This window comes from Nocardia asteroides (assembly GCF_021183625.1).
In the GTDB taxonomy this organism is placed as follows: Bacteria; Actinomycetota; Actinomycetes; order Mycobacteriales; family Mycobacteriaceae; genus Nocardia; species Nocardia asteroides_A.
Genome location: NZ_CP089214.1, coordinates 6545649 through 6567536, shown reverse-complemented (window position 1 = coordinate 6567536; position 21888 = coordinate 6545649). Strand labels below are relative to the sequence as shown.

At 73.4% G+C, this 21888-nt stretch carries 24 protein-coding genes; 9 read left to right on the top strand and 15 right to left on the bottom strand.

Annotation, left to right across the window (positions count from 1 at the left end):
• Positions 1 to 14: 14 nt before the first annotated feature.
• The 4 genes from rhaI to LTT61_RS30375 all read right to left on the bottom strand — a co-directional run bounded on the left by rhaI (position 15) and on the right by LTT61_RS30375 (position 3770).
• Positions 15 to 1166 carry an L-rhamnose isomerase gene (rhaI, locus tag LTT61_RS30390; protein WP_233017441.1) on the bottom strand — a complete coding sequence of 384 codons (1152 nt, stop codon included), beginning with the start codon at positions 1164 to 1166 and terminating at the stop codon, positions 15 to 17.
• A 19-nt stretch (positions 1167 to 1185) separates the two neighbouring features.
• The gene (locus tag LTT61_RS30385) at positions 1186 to 2502 is read right to left on the bottom strand and encodes an MFS transporter (protein ID WP_233017440.1); all 1317 of its coding nucleotides are present in this window, start codon (positions 2500 to 2502) and stop codon (positions 1186 to 1188) included.
• A 52-nt stretch (positions 2503 to 2554) separates the two neighbouring features.
• Positions 2555 to 2893, bottom strand: a complete 339-nt coding sequence (locus LTT61_RS30380; RefSeq protein ID WP_233017439.1) for an L-rhamnose mutarotase — start codon at positions 2891 to 2893, stop codon at positions 2555 to 2557.
• 106 nt (positions 2894 to 2999) lie between these two features.
• Positions 3000 to 3770, bottom strand: a complete 771-nt coding sequence (locus tag LTT61_RS30375; protein ID WP_233017438.1) for a hotdog domain-containing protein — start codon at positions 3768 to 3770, stop codon at positions 3000 to 3002.
• A 95-nt stretch (positions 3771 to 3865) separates the two neighbouring features.
• On the opposite strand from LTT61_RS30375, the gene LTT61_RS30370 reads away from it, so the two are divergent.
• On the top strand, positions 3866 to 4876 hold the full coding sequence (locus LTT61_RS30370) for an alpha/beta hydrolase family esterase (protein ID WP_233017437.1): 1011 nt from the start codon (positions 3866 to 3868) through the stop codon (positions 4874 to 4876).
• Here LTT61_RS30370 and LTT61_RS30365 read toward each other — a convergent pair.
• Entirely contained in the window at positions 4836 to 5936 is a 1101-nt protein-coding gene (locus LTT61_RS30365) for a hypothetical protein (protein ID WP_233017436.1), read from the bottom strand. The genes LTT61_RS30370 and LTT61_RS30365 overlap by 41 nt on opposite strands.
• 536 nt (positions 5937 to 6472) lie before the next feature.
• Here LTT61_RS30365 and LTT61_RS30360 point away from each other — a divergent pair.
• From LTT61_RS30360 to LTT61_RS30345, 4 genes are all read left to right on the top strand, one after another.
• On the top strand, positions 6473 to 6841 hold the full coding sequence (locus tag LTT61_RS30360; RefSeq protein WP_233017435.1) for a hypothetical protein: 369 nt from the start codon (positions 6473 to 6475) through the stop codon (positions 6839 to 6841).
• Between the two features lie 28 nt (positions 6842 to 6869).
• Positions 6870 to 7289: a roadblock/LC7 domain-containing protein gene (locus tag LTT61_RS30355; RefSeq protein ID WP_233017434.1), complete on the top strand. Its 420-nt coding sequence runs from the start codon at positions 6870 to 6872 to the stop codon at positions 7287 to 7289.
• Between the two features lie 91 nt (positions 7290 to 7380).
• A complete protein-coding gene (locus LTT61_RS30350) occupies positions 7381 to 8568 on the top strand; it encodes a phospholipase D-like domain-containing protein (RefSeq protein ID WP_233017433.1) in 1188 nt (395 codons plus the stop codon).
• Positions 8569 to 8810: 242 nt separating this feature from the next.
• Positions 8811 to 10400, top strand: a complete 1590-nt coding sequence (locus LTT61_RS30345; RefSeq protein ID WP_233017432.1) for a GMC oxidoreductase — start codon at positions 8811 to 8813, stop codon at positions 10398 to 10400.
• A gap of 7 nt (positions 10401 to 10407) precedes the next feature.
• On the opposite strand, the gene LTT61_RS30340 is transcribed toward LTT61_RS30345, so the two are convergent.
• The 9 genes from LTT61_RS30340 to LTT61_RS30300 all read right to left on the bottom strand — a co-directional run bounded on the left by LTT61_RS30340 (position 10408) and on the right by LTT61_RS30300 (position 17354).
• Positions 10408 to 10914, bottom strand: coding sequence for a hypothetical protein (locus tag LTT61_RS30340; RefSeq protein WP_233017431.1), 507 nt, complete (start codon positions 10912 to 10914; stop codon positions 10408 to 10410).
• 111 nt (positions 10915 to 11025) lie between these two features.
• On the bottom strand, positions 11026 to 11172 hold the full coding sequence (locus LTT61_RS30335; RefSeq protein ID WP_233017430.1) for a DUF1059 domain-containing protein: 147 nt from the start codon (positions 11170 to 11172) through the stop codon (positions 11026 to 11028).
• A 53-nt stretch (positions 11173 to 11225) separates the two neighbouring features.
• Entirely contained in the window at positions 11226 to 12614 is a 1389-nt protein-coding gene (locus LTT61_RS30330) for an AMP-binding protein (RefSeq protein ID WP_233017429.1), read from the bottom strand.
• The gene (locus LTT61_RS30325) at positions 12607 to 13209 is read right to left on the bottom strand and encodes an energy-coupling factor transporter transmembrane component T family protein (RefSeq protein WP_233017428.1); all 603 of its coding nucleotides are present in this window, start codon (positions 13207 to 13209) and stop codon (positions 12607 to 12609) included. Before LTT61_RS30325 ends, LTT61_RS30330 begins: the two co-directional genes overlap by 8 nt.
• The gene (locus tag LTT61_RS30320) at positions 13206 to 13886 is read right to left on the bottom strand and encodes an energy-coupling factor ABC transporter ATP-binding protein (protein ID WP_233017427.1); all 681 of its coding nucleotides are present in this window, start codon (positions 13884 to 13886) and stop codon (positions 13206 to 13208) included. The genes LTT61_RS30325 and LTT61_RS30320 overlap by 4 nt, the downstream gene beginning before the upstream one ends.
• A 16-nt stretch (positions 13887 to 13902) precedes the next feature.
• Positions 13903 to 15015, bottom strand: coding sequence for a thiolase family protein (locus LTT61_RS30315; protein WP_233017426.1), 1113 nt, complete (start codon positions 15013 to 15015; stop codon positions 13903 to 13905).
• Positions 15012 to 16208 (bottom strand): AMP-binding enzyme, encoded by a 1197-nt coding sequence (locus LTT61_RS30310; RefSeq protein WP_233017425.1) that lies wholly within the window; start codon positions 16206 to 16208, stop codon positions 15012 to 15014. The genes LTT61_RS30315 and LTT61_RS30310 overlap by 4 nt, the downstream gene beginning before the upstream one ends.
• Positions 16201 to 16785, bottom strand: a complete 585-nt coding sequence (locus LTT61_RS30305; RefSeq protein ID WP_420094715.1) for a biotin transporter BioY — start codon at positions 16783 to 16785, stop codon at positions 16201 to 16203. The genes LTT61_RS30310 and LTT61_RS30305 overlap by 8 nt, the downstream gene beginning before the upstream one ends.
• 50 nt (positions 16786 to 16835) lie before the next feature.
• Positions 16836 to 17354 carry a CGNR zinc finger domain-containing protein gene (locus tag LTT61_RS30300; protein ID WP_233017424.1) on the bottom strand — a complete coding sequence of 173 codons (519 nt, stop codon included), beginning with the start codon at positions 17352 to 17354 and terminating at the stop codon, positions 16836 to 16838.
• A 110-nt stretch (positions 17355 to 17464) separates the two neighbouring features.
• Here LTT61_RS30300 and LTT61_RS30295 point away from each other — a divergent pair, with 110 nt between their 5' ends.
• The 3 genes from LTT61_RS30295 to LTT61_RS30285 are packed head-to-tail and all read left to right on the top strand — an operon-like array spanning position 17465 to position 18943.
• A complete protein-coding gene (locus LTT61_RS30295; RefSeq protein ID WP_233017423.1) occupies positions 17465 to 17641 on the top strand; it encodes a VOC family protein in 177 nt (58 codons plus the stop codon).
• Positions 17641 to 18522: a pyridoxamine 5'-phosphate oxidase family protein gene (locus LTT61_RS30290; protein WP_233017422.1), complete on the top strand. Its 882-nt coding sequence runs from the start codon at positions 17641 to 17643 to the stop codon at positions 18520 to 18522. The genes LTT61_RS30295 and LTT61_RS30290 overlap by 1 nt, the downstream gene beginning before the upstream one ends.
• 16 nt (positions 18523 to 18538) lie before the next feature.
• The gene (locus LTT61_RS30285; RefSeq protein ID WP_233017421.1) at positions 18539 to 18943 is read left to right on the top strand and encodes a hypothetical protein; all 405 of its coding nucleotides are present in this window, start codon (positions 18539 to 18541) and stop codon (positions 18941 to 18943) included.
• On the opposite strand, the gene LTT61_RS32765 is transcribed toward LTT61_RS30285, so the two are convergent.
• Complete coding sequence (locus LTT61_RS32765; protein WP_269821819.1) at positions 18930 to 20087, bottom strand: nucleotide disphospho-sugar-binding domain-containing protein; 1158 nt, start codon at positions 20085 to 20087, stop codon at positions 18930 to 18932. The genes LTT61_RS30285 and LTT61_RS32765 overlap by 14 nt on opposite strands.
• A gap of 161 nt (positions 20088 to 20248) precedes the next feature.
• On the opposite strand from LTT61_RS32765, the gene LTT61_RS30275 reads away from it, so the two are divergent.
• Positions 20249 to 21868, top strand: coding sequence for a S8 family serine peptidase (locus LTT61_RS30275; RefSeq protein ID WP_233017420.1), 1620 nt, complete (start codon positions 20249 to 20251; stop codon positions 21866 to 21868).
• Positions 21869 to 21888: the final 20 nt, after the last annotated feature.

Sequence of the window (21888 nt, the reverse complement as noted above, 5' to 3'; positions counted from 1 at the left end):
CGGTGTGGATGTGGTCAGGCGCCCCATGAGGCGGCGGCACCGGTGCGCTCGGCGGCGAGCCGCTGCTGCTGCCCGGAGCGGGCGTAGGCGGCCATCGGGTCCTCGGGCAGGCCGCGCTCGGCCCGCCAGGCCGCCAGCCGCGGCCGGACGTCGGTGTAGAAGGCGTCCATGAAGACCGCGTTGGCGCCGAGCACGTCACCGGAGTCCTGCGCGGCGGCGAGCGCGTCGAGGTCGACCAGCGCCGCCCGCGCCGTCATCTCCTGGACGTTGAGCACCGAGCGGAGCTGGCCGGGGATCTTGTCCTCGATGTTGTGGCACTGGTCGAGCATCAGCGCGACCCCGGAGTCCGGCTCCAGCGCGCCGCCGCGCAGCACCTCGAAGAGGATGCGGAACAGCTGGAACGGGTCGGCCGCCCCGACGATCAGGTCGTCGTCGGCGTAGAAGCGCGAGTTGAAGTCGAACGAGCCGAGCTTTCCCAGGCGGAGCAGCTGCGCCACGATGAACTCGACATTGGTGCCGGGCGCGTGGTGGCCGGTGTCCAGGCAGACCACCGCCCGCTCCCCCAGCGCGCTCACCTGGATGTAGGCGGTTCCCCAGTCCGGCACGTCGGTCATGTACACGGCCGGTTCGAAGAACTTGTACTCCAGCACCATCCGCCTGCCGTCGCCGACGTGCTGATAGATGGTGGCCAGCGACTCGGCGAGCCGGTCCTGCCTGGCCCTGATGTCGCCCTGGCCGGGGTAGTTGGTGCCGTCGGCGAGCCAGATCTTGAGATCGCGGGAGCCGGTGCGCTCCATGATCTCCAGGCAGGCGAGGTGGTGGTCGATCGCCTTCTGCCGGATCCGCTTGTCGGTGTGGGTCAGGCTGCCGAGCTTGTAGTCGTCGTCCTGGAAGGTGTTGGCGTTCACGGTGCCGAGCCGGACCCCGAGATCGCCCGCGTACCGGCCGAGCTCGGCGTAGTCGTCGACGGCGTCCCACGGGATGTGCAGCGCGACGGCGGGCGCGATCCCGGTGAGCCGGTGCACGGTGGCGGCGTCGGCAATTTTCTCTCGCACGGTGCGCGCGGTGCCCGGCGTGCCGAACACCTTGAAGCGGGTGCCGGAGTTGCCGAAGGCCCAGGAGGGCAGCTCGATCGCGAGATTTCGCAGCGCGGTGTCGACGGACATGGTGCTTCCTTTCTCTGGCTCAGGCCACCGGGGTGCGCGGCTCGGCCGCGGCGACCGGGGCGCCGTAGCGCTCGGTCTCGATCTCGCGCAGCGTCTTGCCCTGGGTCTTCGGCGCGAAGACCGCGCCGATCACCAGCGCGACGGTGAGCAGCCCGACCAGCAGCAGCCCCACCGCGGTGAGCCCGGTGGCGGCGAGCAGGGTCGGGAAGAAGTAGCTGAGCAGGCCGGTGGCCGAGCGGACGACGAAGAACATGAAGCCCTGCGCGCTGGCCCGGTACGGGGTGGCGAAGAGCTCGCTGGTCCACAGGCTGTAGAAGGCCTGCGCGCCGATGCCGCTGGAGATGCCCCAGAGCACGGCGAAGATCAGCAGGGTCGGCATGCCCGCGTCGGTGAAGAACACCAGCACGCACCAGGCCAGGATGCCGAGCGCCGCGCCGACGATATACAGCCTGCGCTGCGAGATCCGGTCGGCGTAGGCCATGAAGCCCCAGTAGGTGGCGGCCACGGTGCAGCCCCAGACCAGCACCTGCAGCAGGTTCTGCTGGACCGGGCTGTGCACGCCCGCGCTGTCGTAGACCCGGGGCATGAAGATCCCCGCCTGGCCGGCGACGGTGTTCCAGAAGCCGTAGATACCGATCAGCACGAGCAGCGCGGTGATGTTGATCCGCCGGGAGAAGAGACCGCGCATGCCCTGGCCGCCGGTCGTGGACTCGGTGGTCGCGCCGGTGCCGGAGCCGGTCTCGTCCCGCCAGATCTGCGACTCGGCGAGCCCCTGCCGGATCCACCAGACCACGGCGGCGACCACGAACAGGTGCAGGAAGATCAGCCGCGAGCCGAGCAGCTCAAGCGGAGCAAGCGCCGCGGCCAGCGCGAAGCCGATCAGCGGGCCCACCGACCAGGCCAGCTGGGCGGTGCCGACGTGCCTGGCGCGCGCGGTGCTCGGCGCCTGCTCGGCGATGTAGGTCCAGGAGGCGGGGACGCCTGCGCCGACCGCGATGCCGGTGATCACGAAGGCCGCCAGCAGCATGCCGAAGTTCACCGCGAAAGCCGCGAGCAGCACGCCGGCCATGTAGACCAGCAGGTCGTAGGTGTAGATGGCCTTGCGGCCGTAGCGGTCGCAGAGCGGCCCGCCGATGCCGGCGCCGATCGCCGCGCCGAAGGCGTTGGCGGAGAGCGCGGCCAGCAGGCCGACGGCGAAGTTGCTGATGCCGAACGCGTCCTGCCAGAAGGCGAGGCTGGTGGCGATGGCGATGATGGAGCCGGCCTCGATGTAGTTCGACATCGCGACGGAGATGGTCGCCTTCCACCCGGTGGTGGAGCGAGCGCCTACCTTCATGGTCTTCCTCGGGGGTGCGGAGTGGGGGTTGCTCGTCGGGGGGTTCGGGGGCTCAGTCGAGGTGGAAGTACTCGGTGAGCCGGTGCAGCGCCTCGTCCGGGCGGGAGGTGGTCTCCACCGGCCGGAAGTACTCGGCCATGGCGGACTGCCAGCGGGTGTTCACCGCGGTCGCGGCCATGGCGGAGCGCGCCCGCTCGAAGTCGGGCGTCTCCAGGTAACCGACCACCATGCCGTCCTCCGGCCGCAGGAACAGCGAGTAGTTGCGCCAGCCCGCGGCGCGCAGCGCGTCGAGCAGCTCCGGCCACACGGTCTCATGCGCGGCGAGGTAGTCGTCGATCCGCTCCGGGCGCAGGGCCAGCAGGAAGCAGACGCGTTCGGTGGTGTCGGGCATCGGGGTGGATCCGCCTCGTCGTTGAACCGGCACGGATTGAAACGTTTCAATCTGTGAGTGCAGTCACCGTACGCACCACGATGTGGTTCGGTCAACAGGCTCCGGCTCAGCCGCCGAAGGTCCGGGCGGTGGCGAGCGTGGTGATCCGGTCGTCGTTGCCGGTATCCCTGACCTGCACCCGGGCCAGCTCGCCGTGTTTGCGCGCGGTCGCGGTGACCGGCCCGACCCTGGCGCCGAGCAGGTAGCGCAGCCCGAGGAAGCCGAGCGTGGCGCCGGGCGCGAGCGAGAGCACCGCCTCCTCGGCGACCAGTGCGAGCAGCCCGCCGTTCACGGTGCCGGAGGCATTGAGCCCCTCCGGCGTCCGCGGCAGCACCGCGACGCCGGGGCCCGTGCGGACGCACTGCGCGCGCTCCGCCAGCGGGACGCGCAGCCGGTCGGTGCCCGCGGGCATCTCGACGCTGAGCCGGTCCGGGAGCGTGACGCCCGGGTCCGGCGCGACCATGAACGAGGCGCCCGCCACCGCGATCGGCTCGCCGCCGACGCTGAAGTCGAGCTCGGCGACGAAGACCGAGCGCCCGACCTTGACCGTCCGCCCGACCGCCTCCACCAGCCCCGCCGCGGGCGCCGGGCCGTGCAGGTGGATGTCGAGCTCCAGGGTGACCGGCACGCGCGGCCCCATGACCAGCGAGGCGAGCAGCCCGGCGAGGGTGTCGGCCCAGGTGACGAGGACCGAGGTGCGCAGGTGCTCGGTGCCCGGCACGTGCATCTCCGGGGTGATCTCCGCGGCGCCGTGCAGCTCGTCGCCGGCCCGGCGCGTGGCAAAGCCCAGTTCGCGCAGGATGTGGCCGCGCTCCTCCAGCTTGCTGTCCACCGTCATCGGGTCTCCCGCCGCGTGTCCGATAATGCCATTCTCATACTAGAGAATAGCTGTTTCGAGGGGGTTGGCGGCCTTCCGGGTGAGAGCATGGCCGGGTGTTCCAGAGAGTTATTCCGGGCCGGGTGCTCGGCGCCGTCGCCGCGACGGCGGCGCTGCTTGCCGCACCGGCCGCCGTTCCCGCCGCCGCGGGGGCCGACCCCGGCGCGGTGCCGTCCGCCGGGTGCGCGATCCCCGCCGCCGCGGCGGGCCACACCACCCAGAGCTATGCCGGGGCCGACCGCTCCGGCTTCTACCTGCGCGACGTCCCCGCCGCGCCGGGGCCGTACCCGCTCGTCGTCGACCTGCACGGCTACCTGGAGCCGGCCGAGATCCAGACCAGGAGCAGCGGGGTCGGCGAGTACGGGCTGCAGCGCGGGTACGCCACCGTCACCCCGCAGATCGACGAGCCGGGGCCGCCGCGCTGGAACTTCCAGCCGGGCGGCGCCGACATCGACTGGCTCACCGGTGTGCTCGACGACGCCGAGGCGGCGCTCTGCGTCGACACCCGGCGGGTCTACGTCACCGGGCTCTCGATGGGCGCCTTCACCAGCTCCGCGCTGGCCTGCAGGCTCTCCGACCGGATCGCCGCGGTGGCGCCGGTGGCGGGGTTGCAGGACTTCGAGTGGTGCGCGACGACGCGGCCGGTGCCGGTGATCGCCTTCCACGGCACCGACGACCCGATCGTGGCCTACGGCGGCGGTGCCGGACCGAACGCCAGGCTGCTCCCGCGCACCGACGGCACCGGTTCGGCCAACCAGCAGAACCTGGACCGGGGGCCGAACGGCCCGGCGCCGCGCAGCATCCCGCAGAACGCCGCCGCCTGGGCCGCGCGCAACGGCTGCGCCGCCGAGCCGGCCGTCGAGCAGGTCGCGCCGGACGTGGTGCGCTACCGGTACAGCTGCCCGGCCGAGGGCTCGGTGGAGTTCTGGTCGATCACCAGCGGCGGGCACGTGTGGCCCGGCAGTAAAGTGCCCTTCCCCGAGCCGTTCGTCGGGAAGGACACGCCGTCGATCGCGGCGACCCCGATCATCTGGGATTTCTTCCAGGCGCATCCACTGCCCGCGTGACCGGCTCGCCGAGCTCGTCCGCCGCCCGGACGAGCTCGGCGTACCGCACCGCGATCCGGCGCGAGATGAACGCCATGGTGAGCAGCCCGAGCGCGACATTGGTGAGCGCGCCGAACCCCTCGGTGGCGAAGTCGACCAGGGCGTTCAGCATGGTGGAGACCAGCGCCGCGATCCGCAGCAGCCGCAGCGGCCAGAGCGGGCCGTCGCGGCGGGCGCGCAGCATCGCGGGCAGCGCCAGCGCCAGCGTGATCAGCGCGCTGACGAAGAGGATCCCGCCGGAGACGGTCATCCGGTCCAGCTCGAGCTCGTAGGAGCGGTCCTGCAGCTGCAGCCCGCCGGTGGCGAGCTGGGCGATGCCGAAGCCGACGGTGACGAAGGCGGAGCAGACCAGCAGCCAGCCGAGGATCCACACCGGCCACGGCCCGCCCGCCCAGCCGGGAATGAACGTGGCGGCGCGCAGCCGCAGCGCGCGCAGCCGGTCGTCCCGGTGCGCGGCGCGCTCCAGCAGCGCGCGGACCCCGGTGACGTCGGCCGGGTCGGCGCCGAGCTCGGCGGCGCTGTCCAGCATGAGCAGCGCGGCGGTGCGGCGGTGCGGGGGCAGCCCGCGGACCAGGCCGTCGGCGGCGACCGCGGCGGCGTTGCCGAGGTACTCGTCGCGGGTCGGGGTGCGCAGCTCCCTGGTCAGCCTGCTCGCCACCAGCAGCACGACCACCGAGACGTACATGATCTCCGCGGCGGGGCCGTAGAAGTAGTCGTTGTCCTTGGTGACGAACTTGCCGACCTCGTCGAGGAAGAGCCCGAAGCCGATGCCGCCGAGCAGCACCGCGAAGCCGCGCACGCCGGAGCCGAGGAAGAGCCAGCCGAGCAGCAGCGCCACCGCCATCGCCGCGCCGCCGTAGAGCGCGTGCGCGATGTGCAGGCTCTTGCCGCCGACCTGCGGGTACCCGGTCAGCTCCAGGTAGAGCCTGGTGATCAGGATCGTCGCGATCGCCACGATGAGGAACGCCTCGGCGCTGGCGTTGCCCCACGCGCTGCGCAACACCCGGGAACTCGTCGCCATCGGGCACTCCTTCCGCCTGCCCCGCCGCTCCCAGCCTCCCGCAGCCGCCGCCGGAATCCGGGCGGACACACCGCCGAGGGCGCCCACCGTTGCCCGGAATTCCGGACGGAACATCCCGGGCCGTCGATTCGACCCGTTCGCACCGGGGCGAATACTTCCGGACGATGCGATCTCGAATTCGCATTCGCAATTGTGCGCGCGGCTCGGCGGATTGTTGCCCGAATTCGCCAGCCTCCGCGCGAACTCGCCGGAGACCCGGAATTGGGACTCGTCCCCGCTGTGCGGCGCTGGCAGAATCGTGCGCCCCGCGGCCAGGCCCGCGCGGCTTTCGCGGGCGGGTTCGCAACCTCGCGCACGGGCGGCTCGCGCCCGGTGGTTGCACCCGAACAGCGTTGCTAGACTGTCGCTGCCGAACGGCGGCCGGACCGGCTGTTCCGTTGGCACCGTTGAATATTCGATTCGAGACAGGTAGTTCCGCGTGTGCGGGTGCGCACCCTCCGTCGGGGCGGGGTTGCCGCGGGGCGGGAAAGTGCGACATGAAGCTGGAAGAAGCGCTGCGCGACGGAATGAGCGTGGACGGCGCGATCGGGATCGCGCTGGTCGATCTCCGGAGCGGCATGCTGCTCGCCAAACAGGGCGGGCACAATATGTTCGACCTGGACATGGCGGGCGCGCTGAACACCGAGGTGCTGCGGGCCAAGCTGCGGGCCGTCGAGGCGCTGCAGCTCGGCGACGAGGTGCAGGACATCCTGGTCACGCTCGGCCAGCAGTTCCACATCATCATGCCGCTGCGCAATGCCGACGGTGAGGAGCTCTTCCTCTATCTGGCGCTGGACCGCGGCCGCGCGAACCTCGCGCTCGCCAGGCACCAGCTGCGGCGCATCGAGCAGGCGGTCCGGGTATGAGCGAGTCGGTACCCGCGGAGGACTCGGTATGAGCCGACCCGTGGAACGGGTGGAGGTCGCGCTGCGCGACCCGGCGGTGGCGGGGAAGCTGCTGCAGCGCGCGGTGGAGGAGATCGACGACGTCGCGCACGCGATCATGACCACGCGGGACGGCCTGGTGATCGCGGCGAACCGGGACGCGGACGGCCCGCCCGGCGCCGACACCATCGCCGCGCGCGGCTCGGCCATGGCGGCCGCCGCCTCCGGGATCGGCGACCACTTCACCGACCTGGTGCGGCAGGGCAGGCTGCACGCCTCGGTCTTCGAGGCCGAGCGGGGCTGCGTCGGGGTGTTCCCGATCTCCGCCACATTGCTGCTGGTGGTGGCGGGCGGACCGGCGGTGACGATGGGCCGGTTCAACGCCGCGGCCAAGCGGGTGCTGGCACTTCTGCAGGCTCCCGACGCCTGACCGGGGCCGGGATACTACAGTTACCGATCGGTACCCGCCCGAGCCGGACAGGGCGGGTATCGGTCGTGCGCGTGCCGGCGAAGGAGCGAACATGTCCGAGGCCACCAAGACCCCCGCAGGCACTGCCGAGCGCACCGTCGCGCTGCGGCGGAGGCTGGAGCGGCTGATCGGCATCGCCGCCTCCGAGGGCAACGCGCTGACCGCGCTGCGCAACGGCGACGAGATCTTCCCGGCCATGCTGGAGCGCATCGGCGCGGCCGAGCACACCGTCGACATGATGACCTTCGTGTACTGGAAGGGCGATGTCGCCGGTCAGTTCGCGCACGCGCTGGCCGAGCGGGCGCGCGCGGGGGTCAGGGTGCGGCTGCTGCTCGACGGCTTCGGCAGCAGGCTGATCGAGAAGGACCTGCTCGACCTGATGACCGACGCCGGGGTGCGGATCGCCTGGTTCCGCAAGCCGGTCTACATCTCGCCGTTCAAGCAGAACCACCGCTGCCACCGGAAGGTGCTGGTGGTGGACGAGGAGATCGGCTTCACCGGCGGCGTCGGGATCGCCCAGGAGTGGTGCGGCGACGCCCGCACCGCGGACGAGTGGCGGGACACCCACGTCGAGGTGCGCGGCCCGGCGGTGGACGGCATGGCGGCCGCCTTCGCGCAGGGCTGGGCCGAGTGCCACGACGAGCTCTTCGACGAGCACGACCGCTTCATCGAGCTGCGGCCGCAGGGCGACGCCGTCGTCCAGGTGGTGCGCGGCTCGGCCAGCGTCGGCTGGCAGGACATGCAGACGCTGCTCCGGGTGATGATCGAATCCGCCGAGCTCCGGTTCCGGCTCGCGACGGCCTACTTCGCGCCGGACGCCTACTTCATCGAGCTGCTCTGCGCCGCCGCGCGGCGCGGGGTGGAGGTGGAGATCCTGCTGCCCGGCCCGCACACCGACAAGCGCGTCTGCCAGCTGGCCGGCCAGCACTTCTACGAGGACCTGCTGGAGTGCGGCGTCGTCATCCACCAGTACCAGCCGACGATGATGCACGCCAAGATCATCACGGTGGACGGGATCGCCAGCCTGGTCGGCTCGACCAACTTCAACCGGCGCTCGCTCGACCACGACGAGGAGGTCATGCTCGCGGTGCTCGACCCGGAGTTCTGCGCCACCCTCGACGGGCACTTCGACGAGGACGTCGCGAAGTCCGCGCGGATCCGCGAGGGGCGCTGGAAGCGGCGCTCCGTGGCGCAGCGGGCCAGGGAGTTCGCGGTGCAGCCGATCCGCCGCTTCCTGTAGCGAGACGTTTCTGCACTTTTTCGGTCAACCTCACGATAACCGGGTTATCATTCCCGCGTGCACGCTTTCCGGAGGGTTCCGCCCTGCGCAGCCGCACCGCCGGTGATCGCCGGGCGCGCGCACGCCGCGCGGCTCCGCCGATCGGCAGCCGGCCGGTCCGATTGACGCGACAGGGGCGCTCGCCCAGACTTCGGCTACCGGACAACACTGTCCGGTTCAACTCCGCATCCCGAAGGTGGGACATGTCAGCAATCTCGCGCCGGTCGCTGTTGACCGGGGCCGTCGCCGCGGGCGCCGTGCTCGCCGGCGCCGGGTCCATAGCCGCTCCGATCGCCGCCCGGGTGAACGGCGTGCCGCTCACCCGTGAAGAGCACCGGGTGGTCGTGGTCGGCTCCGGGTTCGGCGGCGGGGTGAGCGCCCTGCGGCTCGCGCAGGCCGGGGTGCCGGTCACCGTGCTCGAGCGCGGCCTGCGCTGGCCGACCGGCCCGAACTCGGAGACCTTCCCGCGGGCGTCGAACCTGGACAAGCGGGTGCTCTGGTACCGCTCCAGCCCGAACCTGTTCGGCACCCCGCTGCTCTTCGAGCCGTACGCCGGCCTGGTCGAGGCGGTGGTCGGCGAGAACATGACGGCGCTCTGCGCGGCCGGGCTCGGCGGCGGCTCGCTGGTCTACCAGGGCATGTCGCTGCAGCCGGACGAGGCGGTCTTCAACACCTGGTTCCCGCAGGAGCTGGACTGGGCGCGGATGGACCGGGTGCACTACCCGCGGGTCGCGAAGATGCTCGGGCTGGCCGTGGCGCCGGACGAACTCGTCGCCACCGAGAACTACCGCGCCGCCCGGGTCTTCGCCGAGCGGGCCGCGCGCGCCGGGCTTCCGGTGTCGAAGATCCCGATGCCGATCGACTGGGACTTCGCGATGGCCGAGCACCGCGGCGAGATGAAGCCCTCCTACACCAACGGCGACGGCGCGATGGGCGTGAACAACGGCGGCAAGCACACCGTCGACGTCACCTACATCGCCCAGGCCGAGGCCACCGGGCTGGTCGACGTGCGGACGCTGCACGAGGTCACCGAGGTCGAGCGGGCGAGCGACGGCCGCTGGACCGTGCACGTGCAGCGCCTGGACAGCACCGGCGCGGTGCAGGAGCAGAAGATCCTGACCACCACCACGCTGATCATGGCGGCGGGCACCATGAACACCACCCGGCTGCTCATGCGGGCAGGCGCCAAGGGGCTGATCCCGGACCTGCCGGACGAGCTCGGCGGCAACTGGGGCAGCAATGCCGACCGGATCTACCTGTGGACCGACCCCTCCGCGGAATTCGGGGCGCCGCAGGGCGGCCCGGTGGTCTTCGGAAGCAAGAACTGGGCCGACCCGCAGCACGCGCACACCCTCATCCAGGCCTCCATCCCGCCGCTCTCGCTCAATGCGCAGAGCACCGTGATGGTCGGCTACGGCGCGAGCGCCGGGCGCGGCCGATTCGTCTACGACAGCGCCAAGGACGACGCGGTGCTGCGCTGGCCGCACGAGGGCGACAGTGTGGTGCAGACCGGGCACATCGGCCCGGCCGCGCAGAAGATCGCCGGGCCGGACGGCCTGCTGATCGACACCAACCTGGTCTTCCCGTCCACCTGGCACCCGCTCGGCGGGGCGAGCATGGGTTCGGTCTGCGACCTGAACGGCCGGGTGCTCGGTCAGCGCGGGCTCTACGTGCTCGACGGCGCGCTGATGCCGGGCAACACCGCCGCCTGCAACCCGTCGATGACCATCGCGGCCGTCGCCGAGCGGGCGCTGGACAACCTGGTCGCGCAGGACGTCGGCAGCGTCATCTGAGGCGCGGTCAGCGGGTGAAGTCGCCGTCCCAGGTCACGGCGCCTGCGCTCACCCGGGCCGACGTCAGATCGGCCCGGTTCACCCGGTAGGCGTGCTTCAATTCCTGGCCGGTGCCCGGCGCGAGTGCGCCGGGCACCTCGGCGCCGTACCCCTCGGAGACCGAGACCACGTGCGCGGCGGGCATGTCCGACGGGCCGTAGGTGAGCACCGGGGCGGTCCAGCCGCGCGCGGGCAGCGGGTCGCGCCCCGGGTTCTCGAAGCGGAAGTGCAGCACGGTGACGGTGCCGGAGATGCTGGAGACCGCCTCCACCCTGGTGATGGCGATGCGCAGCCCGGACGCCGGGTCGGTGACCACGTCCCCGGGGTCGTGCGTGCCCGCGGCCGGGATCCCGCCGAAGCCGCCGCCGAGCGCGGGGGTCGGCGAACTCACCAGCGCCGGGTCGGATGCGGAGCTGCCGCAGCCGGTCAGCAGAACGGCCGCGCCCGCCACGATCGCCAACAGTCTCGACCTCACGCACATACCCCTCTCCGCCGCACACCACGCCGGGTGCCGCGTCATAGTACGGCGGTACCACCTTTCGGTGCGGCGAAATGCGCGGCGGAGCGGGGCACGCGGCGGCCTCGGTCAGTACGCGATGAAGAGGATCTCTTCCCTGGAGTACTCGTGGCCGGGGTGGTTCTCCTTCAGGTGCACCTGGGTCTTGGTCACCAGCTCGTCCTCGTCGGTTCCCGCGATGGTCTCGCCGCAGGGGCAGTTGAGTCTGGTTTTCACTGTCGTCTCCTTCTCGTGACGGTTCCCGAGAACGAAACTACCGCGTGCCGCGTTCATTCGAGCGCGGCGGCCAGCAGGACGCGGACGGCGGCGCGGTCGACCTTGCCGCGCGGGGTGCGCGGGAGGGCGGGGAGGCGCAGGATGCGGACCGGAACGGCCGGTGCCGGGAGGGTTTCGCGGAGGCGGGCGCGGAGCTCGGCCGCGGCGGGGGCGGCCGCGGTGACCACGATGGCGGCGGCGGGGACCTCGCCCATGCGCGGGTCGGGCAGGGCGACGCAGGCGGCCGCCAGCACGCCGGGCAGTGCGGTGAGCGCCGACTCGACCTCGGCCGGTTCGACATTGAGGCCGCCGCGGATCAGCATCTCGCTCGCGCGGCCGTGCAGGTGCAGGTGGCGGCCGTGCAGCGCGCCGCGGTCGCCGACGGTGCACCAGCCGTTGTCCGGGCCGCCGGTGATGCCGTGCTCGGTGAGGTAGCCGGTGAAGAGCATGTCGCTGCGGATGTGCACGAGGCCGTCGCGGATCTCGGCGTCGACGCCGTCGAAGAGTTCGCCCGCGGCGGTGTCGTCCGGGGCGCCGAGGCCGTGGTCGGCGGCGACGAAGCTGAGTTCGGAGGCGCCGTAGAAGTGGGTGATCTCGGCGTTCGGGAGGACGCTCCGCAGGGCCGCGCGGGCGGTGCGGGACCAGCGGGCGGCCGAGGAGAGAACCCGGCGGACGGCCGGGAAGGGGCCGCTGCCGGAGCGCACGATGTCGACGGCGATGGCGGGGACGGTGTACAGGTGGGTCGCGCCCGCTTCCAGCGCGGTGAGCGCCGGGCGCAGGTCCGCGGTGGCGCCGCGGGTGAGGGCGTGCAGGGCGCCGTAGAGGAAGTGGGTGTGGTCGAGGGCGCCCGGGGTGGCGACGGTGTCGCCGGGGGCGATGGGGAAGGTGCTGTCGGAGCGGTCGAGCGTGGTGGACCAGGAGCGCTGGTCGCGGACGAAGAGTTTGGGGGTGCCGGTGGTGCCGGAGGTGAGGCCGACGAGGAGTTCGGTCTCCGGGGTGACCGGGCTGCCGGGGGGCGAGGTCTGCTCGGGTAGCGAGGCGGCGGTGTGGATTTCTCCGTCGAAGCCCATCCGCCGGAGGCGGCGGTGCTGGGAGGTCGCGGCGACGAGGGCACCGGGCTGCGCGAGGGCGAGCGCGTGGGCGAGGTGGGCCGGGGGGAGGTGGCGGTGCAGGAGGACGACGCTCACGCCCGCGTGCATCGCGCCGACGACGGCGACCAGCGACTCCACATCCGAGGTGGGCAGCACCGCCACCCGCCGCATCCCGGAGACTGCGTTCGAGAAACTCCGCACCCGGTGCAGGAATTCACGGAACACCACCTCCTCCCCCGCGCCGCGCACCGCGACCGCGTCCGGCCGCACCGCCCCCGCCAGGAAGATCCGCGCGGCGAGCAGCTCAGTCATCGTCGACCCCGCGCGCGACGAGCGCCTCCCCCAAGGCGTCGGCGGTGCGCAGCGCGCGCACCAGCACCGGCGTCACCAGCGCGGTCATCGACCACTGCAACCCGCGCGCCCGCCGCGCCTCGGCGACGTCGTGCACGATCCCGGCGAGCAGCGGCACGCACCGGATGGCGAGCGCGAGCAGCAGCCCGAGCCGCTCGGTGTCCACCCCGACCCGGTGCAGCGGCGCGAGCCCGCGGGTCACCGCGTCCAGCACGGCGGTCACCCGCGTGGTCAGCGTGACCAGCGCGGCCAGCGCCACCGAGACCAGCAGCACCCCGCAGACCACGGCGGCCCGCGCGGGCGAGGTGATGAGCACCTGGAACACCGCGATCAGCAGCAGCATCCAGAACACCGGCCGCAGCTGCGCCAGCGCCACCCGCACCGGAATCCGCGCCACCGCGTACAGCGCCGCCACCAGCGCCCCCGCCACGGCGACCTGTAGCGGCGTCCGCACGAGAACGGTGGCCGCGACGATGCTCACCAGCAGCAGCACCAGCTTCACCCCGGCGGGCAGCCGGTGCAGCGGGGAGGTGCCCGGCCGGTAGAGCCCGATCATCCGATCAGCTCCCGATAGGCCGGGATCGCGGCCTCCGGCGGGCCGTCGAACGCCACCGCGCCCTCGTCGATCACCACCACCCGGTCGAAGCCGGTGAGCAGCGAGAGCTGGTGGGTCACCACGATGACCTGCTGGTCCACCGAGTCCAGGGCGGCGGCGACGATCCCGGTGTTGCGCAGGTCGAGCAGGGTGGTCGGCTCGTCGGCGACGATCACCTCCGGGCGGCGGATGAGCACCGCGCCGAGCGCGAGCAGCTGCTTCTGCCCGCCGGAGAGCAGGTGCGAGGGATGGTCGCCGTGCTCGTGCAGCCCGAACCGGACCAGGATCTCGCGCACCCGCTCGGCGACCTCCGCCTTGCCGAGCCCGCTGCGGCGCAGCGAGAAGGCGAGGTCCTCGGCGACCGTCGGCATGACGATCTGGGTGTCCGGGTCGGTGAAGACGAAGCCGACCCGGCGCCGCACCTGCCCGCCCCTGCGCGCCACGTCCACCCCGTCGACGGTGACGGTGCCCGCGTTCGGGGTGAGCAGCCCGTTGATCATCCTGGCCAGCGTCGACTTGCCCGACCCGTTCGCGCCGATCACCCCGATCCGCCGCTCGGTAAGCCGCAGGTCGATGCCGCGCAGCACGGCGCGCTCACCGTAACCGTGCCGCACCCCGGTGAAAACGATCTCGCTCACGCTGCGCCCTCTGCGCTCATGCCACCCGCTCCACCAGCAGCGCGATTCCCTGCCCGCCGCCGATGGCGCAGGCGGCGAGGCCGAGCGCGGGGCCGCCCGGGCGGAGCATCTGGCTCGCCAGCCGGACCAGCAGCACCGCACCGGAGGCGCCCCACGGGTGGCCCATGGCGATGGCGCCGCCCTCCGGACAGAGCCGCTCCTCGTCCAGCCCGAGCTCGTCGGCGACCGCGAGCACCACCGAGGCGAACGCCTCGGTGATCTCCACGATGCCGATCTCCCCGGCTCCGACGCCGGTGCGGCGCAGCAGCTTCCTGATCGCGGGGACCGGGCCGAGCCCGGGCAGCGCCGGGTCCGAGCCTGCGACCGCGGCGCCGCGCACCCGGAGCGCGGGCAGCCCCGCGGCGTCCGCCTCGTCCAGGACCGCGAGCGCGGCGGCGCCGTCGGAGATGCCGCAGGAGTTGCCCGCCGTGGCGGTGCCGCCGGCGCCGAAGCTCGGCCGCAGCCGGGCCAACCTGACCGCGGTGAGCCCGGCGCGGATGCGCTCGTCCCGCTCGACACCGGCTACCGGGACGATCTCGGCGGTGAAGTCGGCGGCGGCGGCGCGGGTGTGCGAACGCAGGGCGTAGGCGTCCTGCCGGTCGCGGGAGATGCCGCGGGCCGCGGCGAGCGCGTCGGCGGCCGGGCCCATGTCGGGATCGGGGAAGCCGGGCGGGGCGAACGGGGCGCGGGTGTAGCGGACCGGCTCCGCTCCCGGCCAGAACCGCAGCGGCGCGGTGCTCGCGGACTCGACCCCACCGGCCAGGATCAGGGTGTCGGCGCCGGACTCGACGCGCAGCGCGGCCTGCATGACGGCATCCAGCCCGGAGCCGCACTGCCGGTCGACGGTGACGCCGGGGACGGCGGTGCCGAGCCCGGCCGCGAGCGCAGCGATCCGCGCCGGGTCGCCGCCGGGGCCGAGGCAGTTGCCGAGTACAACGTCGTCGATCTCGGCGGTGATCCCCGCCCCGCGCACCACCGTCGCGACCTCGCGCAGCACCGGCGCGGCCAGCTCGGTGACGGTGCGCCCGGCGAACCCGTGCCCGGCATTGCCGATCGGGGTGCGCCGCGGCGCGACCAGGACAGCGCTCATACCAGCAAGTCTCTCAGCGCGCCCCGCGCCACCTTGCCCGCGGCCGTGCGCGGCAGCCGCGGCATCGGCACCCAGCGGCGCGGGACCGCCTCCCGGCTCAGCACCAGGCGGGCGCGCGCCCGCACCGCGGCCAGCTCGGTGTCCGGGTGCAGCTCGACCGCCGCCGTCACGATGGAGCCGAACACCGAATGCGGCGCGCCGAGGACCGCCACCGCCCGCACCCCGGGCACCGCGGCGAGCGCCCGCTCCACGTCCTCGGCCACCACGAGCGTGCCGCCCACGTTGATCGCGCAGTCCCCGCGCCCGCGCACCCTGAGGTGCCCGTCCGCCCCCAGCTCGGCCAGGTCGCCGACGCCGGACCACTCCGGTGCCCCGAGCACCGCGTACGGGGTCCGGACGAACAGCCGTCCCTCCCTGATCTCCGCCTCGACCCGGGGGAACAACCGCAGGGGTCCGGTCGGCCCCGCGGTTGCGTCGTCCCGTCGCCCCCCTGCATCCGGCGACGCCCCGGCGGCACCGGCGTCGATCCGCCGCGCCGCGACGAGCGAGACCTCGGCGGAGCCGTAGTACTCGACCACGGTGAGGTGCCCGGCCACCGCAAGCGCACCGAGGTCGGGCGCGATCCCGGCGAGCACCGCGGTGCGGAGCTCCGGCGCCGCGCGCACGACCTCGCGCAGCACCGCGGGCACCGCGTGCACCACGGTCGCGGCGCCGGGCTCGTCGGTGACGCAGGCCCCCGCCCACAGCGCGTGCAGCGCGCCGAAGAGGTGCATGGTGGCGTGCGGCGGCCCGGTGATCAGCACCCGGTCGGTCGCGGTGATGCCGGTGCGCGCGGAGAAGTCCGGGAAGCTGTCGTACCAGGAGGGGGCGGTCCGGGCCAGCGGGCGCGGGCGTCCGGTCGAGCCGGAGGTGGCGACCAGCAGGAAGGCACCCGGCGGAACCTCGGCACGCTCCGGACGGGCCTCCGGATTCTCCACCCGCACCGGAATCCCGCGCCGCGCCGCCGCGCAGACGGCGATCAGCGCCTCTCCCAGGCTCAGCTCCGAAGCGTCGTAGCAGTCCAGCTCGCGATACCGCGCGTTCCACTCGCCGATCGCGCGCTCCAGATCGCGGTAGCTCCACCGCCGCCCGCCCACCAGCAAGGCCGGGTCGTCCGGAGCGCCACCGAGAGCCGCCGCGCCGACCTCACCCACGGATCAACCCGGGATAAGCCCGATGCACACCCTTCGCCACCACCGCCGCCACCACGACCTTGGCGATATCACCGGGCAGGAACGGCCCGTTGCTGGTGATCGCCGCCCACACCCCGAGATCGGTCCGCACCAGCAACCCGAGCGTGCCGAACAGGTAGATGACCCCGATCCCGCCGAGCGCGTTGATCAGCAACCCCAGCGCGATCGGGTACCTGGGCAGGATCCGCACGGTGAGCAGCCCGATCACGAACACCCCCGGCACCCACCCGATCAGGTACCCCGCGCTCGGCCCGGCCAGCGCGGTGAGCCCGGTGCGCCCCCCGGAGAGCAGCGGCAACCCGATCATGGTCAGCGCGAGGAACACCAGCACCGCCGCAGTGCCGTTGCGCCACCCGAGCACCGCCCCGGCCAGGATCACGCCCAGCGTCTGCAGTGTGATCGGCACCCCGCTGAACCCGACCGTGATCGCCCCCGGCAGCCCGAGCGCGGCGATGAGCGCCGCGAACACCGCGATCCGCGCCATGTCCCGAGCCGGCACCCGGAACCTCGGCCTGCGGGATTCCTCGACACCATCCACGGCGCACACACCCTTCACACCCTGACTTGAACGACGTTCAAGGTAGCAGTTCAGCTGCGGCGGGCGTAGTGCCGGGCGGCCTTGGTGCGGTTGCCGCAGGCGGCCATGGAGTGCCAGCGCCTGGTGCCGTTGCGGGAGGTGTCGTAGAAGAACAGGACGCAGTCCGGGTGCGCGCACTGCCGGATGCGGTCGGCGGCGCGGTCGAGCAGGTCCAGCAGGTCGGCGGCGGCGAGCCACCCGGGGAGTTCGGCCGGGTCGCCGATGTCGGGCTCGGCCACCGGCCCCGCCGCGGTGAGGGAACGCCGAATCCGCCCGTGCGCCAGCACGGAGTTGAGCGCGTCCCGGCCGCCGGTGGTGACGGTGTCGTGGACGGCGTCCCGTGCGCGGCGCAGCGCAGCGAGCGTCGGCGCGTCGGCGGCGACCCGCTCGGTGAGTCCGGCGGTGCCGAGCCAGATCGCCAGCCCGTCGACGTCGGCGAGCAGGTCCCGCGGGCCGCCCGCACCGTTCCACCTGGTGTTCAGCAGGTCGAGCGCGAGAGGTTCGCCGAGGTGCGGGCGCGGATCGGGCACACTCGATGGTATCTCCTAACCTGCTAAACCAGCTTCAACGGTTGACGAGCGAATGCCGCCCGGTTTACCGTCGTACTTGCAATAGACGGTTACACGCCGCAGGAGGACTCGTGCAGCTCGCCACCGGCCACATCGGCTCGAACGTCTCGGACCGGGCCCGCTCGGTCGACTTCTACCGCCGCGCACTCGGTTTCGAGCAGCTCTCGGCCGAGACCGACGGCGCCCGGCGCTGGGCTTTCCACGCCCCCGCACCCGCCGGTTCCGCTCCCACCCGCGGCTTCTTCTGATGCGCTTCCACCCCGGCGAGCTGGCCGTCCAGCGGGCCATGGGCCAGGCGGAGACGGCCGAGCACGTCGGCCGCTCCGTCCGCCCCGACCTCCCCGCCGTAGCCACCGATTTCCTGGCGGCGCAGCGCTTCCTCGTCCTCGCCGCCACCGCCCCGGACGGCGCCGTGTGGGCGAGCATGCTCACCGGCCCGCCCGGCTTCGCGCACGTCGCCGACGAGCGCACCCTCCTGATCGACACCCGCCCGGCCCCGGACGACCCGATCGCGGCCGCGCTCACCACCGCGGCCCCGATCGGGCTGATCGCCCTGCAACCGCAGCGCCGCAGGCGCATGCGCGTCAACGGCATCGCCGAGCCGCACGGCCCCGGCCTGCGAATCACGACCGAGCAGGTCTACGGCAACTGCCCCAAATACATCGCCCGCCGCGCCCCCATCGCCTACCACCCCGCAACGCCGCCCCCGGCCCACCGCCGCCCCGACCTCGACCCCGCGATGCTCGCCACCATCACCGCCGCCGACACCTTCTTCATCGCCAGCACCGACCCCGCCGGCCGCGCCGACGCCTCCCACCGCGGCGGCAACCCCGGCTTCCTGCAGGCCATCTCCCCCACCCTGCTCCGCTGGCCCGACTACAGCGGCAACTCCATGTTCATGACCCTCGGCAACCTGGTCACCCAGCCCCGCTGCGGCCTCCTCATCCCCGACTGGACCACCGGCGGCACCCTCCAACTCACCGGCACCGCCACCATCAACACCGACCCCGCCACCTTCGCCCCCGGCGCCCAGTCCGCCATGGACTTCACCGTCACCGAGGTCGTCACCCGCCCCGAAGGCCCCCTCCGCTGGGGTCCCCCGGAACCCTCCCCCGCCAACCCCGCGTGAAGAGGGGGCCGTGGACATGGACGAAGCCGTTCGCGGAGCGCGGCTCGTAGCCGCCGATATCGAGCAATCCACCGGATTCCCAACCGAGGTCGGCTCCACATACGACGCCGAGTGGCGACGTTTCGGGAAGCAGACGGGGCGGCCGGAGCCCGAGGGCTGGGTGAACATCACCGTGCGGGAGGTGGGTACGAGCGCGGCGCTCGACCCGACCGAGCCGGGCAGCGCCACGGCCGCGGAGTTCGCGATGGAGCTGGTGCGGATTCTGCAGGACGACATCCAGATCCACCTGCGGGAGCCGTGGCCGAGGGATCCCGCGGGCGGGGGGCGGGCGCTGGAGCCGACCGACGCGGGGTGGCGGAGCCGGGTCGATGGAGGGTACCTGGTGCCCTACGGGCAGTTGGGCCGGTTCAGCTCGCGGTGATCAGCTCGGCCGCGCGCCGGGCGCCGTCGTGGCGGATCTCGCGGGCGACGTCCCCGGCGCGGGTGGTGGCGTCGAGGGCCGAGGTGAGGGCGGTGGTGAGCGAGTCGCCCTGCGGGGGTTCGCGGTACGACGACCCGAGGCCGAGCGCCGCGACGCGGTCGGCGAAGTAGAACTGGTCGAACATCTGCGGGAGCACCACCTGCGGGACCCCGGCCGCGGCGGCGGTGGTCGTGGTGCCCGCGCCACCGTGGTGCACGACGGCGGCCACGCGGGGGAACACCTGCCGGAGGTCGAGCTCGCCGACGACCAGGCAGTCCGGTGCGTCGACGGTGAAGCCGGACCAGCCGGACGAGACGATCAGCCGCCTGCCGAGGGCGCGGGCGGCGGCGAGCAGGGCCGCGGCGGCGCCGCCCGGCTCGGGCATGCTGCCGAACCCGGCGAAGAGCGGCGGCTCAGCGGCGTCGAGGAAGGCGCGCACCTCGGCGGGCAGGGGCCGTGGCTCCGCGAGCAGCCAGGCCCCGGTCTGCCGGACCGCACCGCCCGGCTCCGGCCACGGGGCCAGCACCGGGTCGGCGGCGAGCAGCGGGCTCGCGGTGAACAGGTGCTCCCGGACATCCGCGACCGGGGCGAGTCCGAGCGCCGCCCGGCGGGCGTTCAGCGGCGCGGCCCAGAGCCGGTTCCAGCGCGCGGCATCCTGCTCCCACGTCCCCGCCTCGACCCCGCGGAACGCGGGCGGCGCATGCCGGGCCGACGGCAGGGTCACCGGCGCGAACGCCGCGTACGAGTAGCAGGCGCCGACGGCCTCCGCCACCGACCCGGCCGCGATGGCAAGCGCCCCACCGCCGACCACGGCCCCGCACCCCTGCGCCACCGACAGCAGCGCCTCGAACTGCGCGTCGACGGTGCCCGCGATCATGGCGCGGCGCTGCTCCTCGCTCGGCGGCGGCCCGGAACCCCGCCGGGCGGTCCCGCGCAACTCCGGCCCGACCGGCCGATAGTCGACCCCGAGCCGTTCGGCCCACCCGCGGAAGTCGGGCGGCCCGACCACCACCGCCTCGTGCCCGCCCGCCGCGAGCTCCCGCGCCAGCGCCACCACCGGCTGCACCTCGCCCCGCGACCCGATCGTCGAGATCAGAACCCGCATCGTGCCCTCCTCTCCGGCCGCCGTCCGGCGGCCGGGAGAGCGATTCTGACCCCGCACCGGGGCCTTGCCGCAAGCCCCACCTCGCGCTATACATTCCAGTGGGGGAAAACGAACGCGGGCACTACCGTCGAGATCCTGTTCCCCGAACGGAGGAGAAGACGGTGCCCACTGCGTATTTCGGCCGGGCAGACGAGCCGGGCAGCACATTCGAGCCGAGCGACGACCTGCTCGTGGTGCGCGCGGCCACCGGGCCCGCGGTGCCGCGGCAGCGCGGTTCGGTCCCGCTGCCGCTGCGCGACCTGCTCGCCGGCGCCGTCCTCGTGCAGGCCCATCCCGAGGTGGGCGTCGAGGTGTACCGGCTACCGCCCGGGCAACCGATCGCCGAGCGGATCCCGGCGCTGGACGCCGCACCCGAGATCCGGTTCGCCGGGCGGGTGCTGGCCGACCCGGCCACCGGCGAACCGGTCCTCTACACCGAGAACCTCTTCGTCAAGTTCACCGACGACGCCGACCCCGCGCACTGCCGCGCGGTGCTCGCCGACGCCGGGCTGAGCCTGCGCGAACAGGTCGGCTACGCCGCCAACGCCTACTTCACCGCCGCTCCCGAACGCACCGGTCAGCGCGTCTTCGCGATCGCCGCCGAGCTCCTCGCCCGCCCCGACGTCGAGTACAGCCACCCGGAGCTGATCCGGCGCCGCGCCCGTAAGTCCATCGCCCCGCAGCAGTGGCACCTGCGCGCCACCACCGTCGGCGGGACGCCGGTGAACGCGCACGCGAATGTCGAGGCGGCGCACGCGGTAACCCGCGGCGCGGGTATCACCGTCGCGGTGATCGACGACGGCATCGACATCGATCACCCGGAGTTCGCGGGGAAGGTGGTCGCCCCGCGCGACGTCACCGCGGGCACCGACGACCCGCGCCCGAAGGACCAGAGCGGCACCGGCCCCGACAACGGCGACAACCACGGCACCGCCTGCGCCGGGGTCGCCGTCGCGGCGGGCAGCGCGGGCGCGTCGGGGGTGGCGCCGGAGGCCGCGCTGCTGCCGATCCGGCTCGCCTCCGGGCTCGGTTCGCAGGCGGAGGCCCGCGCCTTCCGGTGGGCCGCCGACCACGGCGCCGACGTGATCTCGTGCAGCTGGGGCCCGGCGGACGGCGCCTGGTACCGCCCCGCCGACCCGGCGCACCAGCGGGTCGTCCCGATCCCGGCGAGCACCAGGCTGGCCCTGGAGTACGCGGCGACCAGCGGCCGCGGCGGTAAGGGCTGCGTGATCGTGTTCGCCGCGGGCAACGGCAACGAGCCGGCCGACAACGACGGCTACGCGGGCCATCCCGCGGTGCTCGCGGTGGCCGCCTGCAACGACACCGGCACCCGCAGCGTGTACAGCGACACCGGCGCCGCGGTCGCCGTCGCCTTCCCCAGCAACGACTTCGAACACGCCCCGTTCCACCACCCGGCGCCGCGCACGCCGGGCATCTGGACCGTCGACCGCCGCGGCCGCAACGGCTACAACCCCGGCAATCCGGCACTCGGCGACGCCGCGGGCGACTACACCGCCGAGTTCGGCGGCACCTCCAGCGCCGCCCCCGGCGTCGCGGGCACCGCCGCCCTCGTCCTGGCCGTGAACCCCGGCCTCACCCGGGCCCAGGTGCGGGACATCCTGCAGCGCACCGCCGACCGCATCGACGAGGCGAACGGGAACTACGACGCCACCGGCCACAGCCCCTGGTACGGCCACGGCCGGGTGAACGCCCGCGCCGCCGTCGACGCCGCGCGCGGCTGAAACCAGGCCGTACCCGGCGG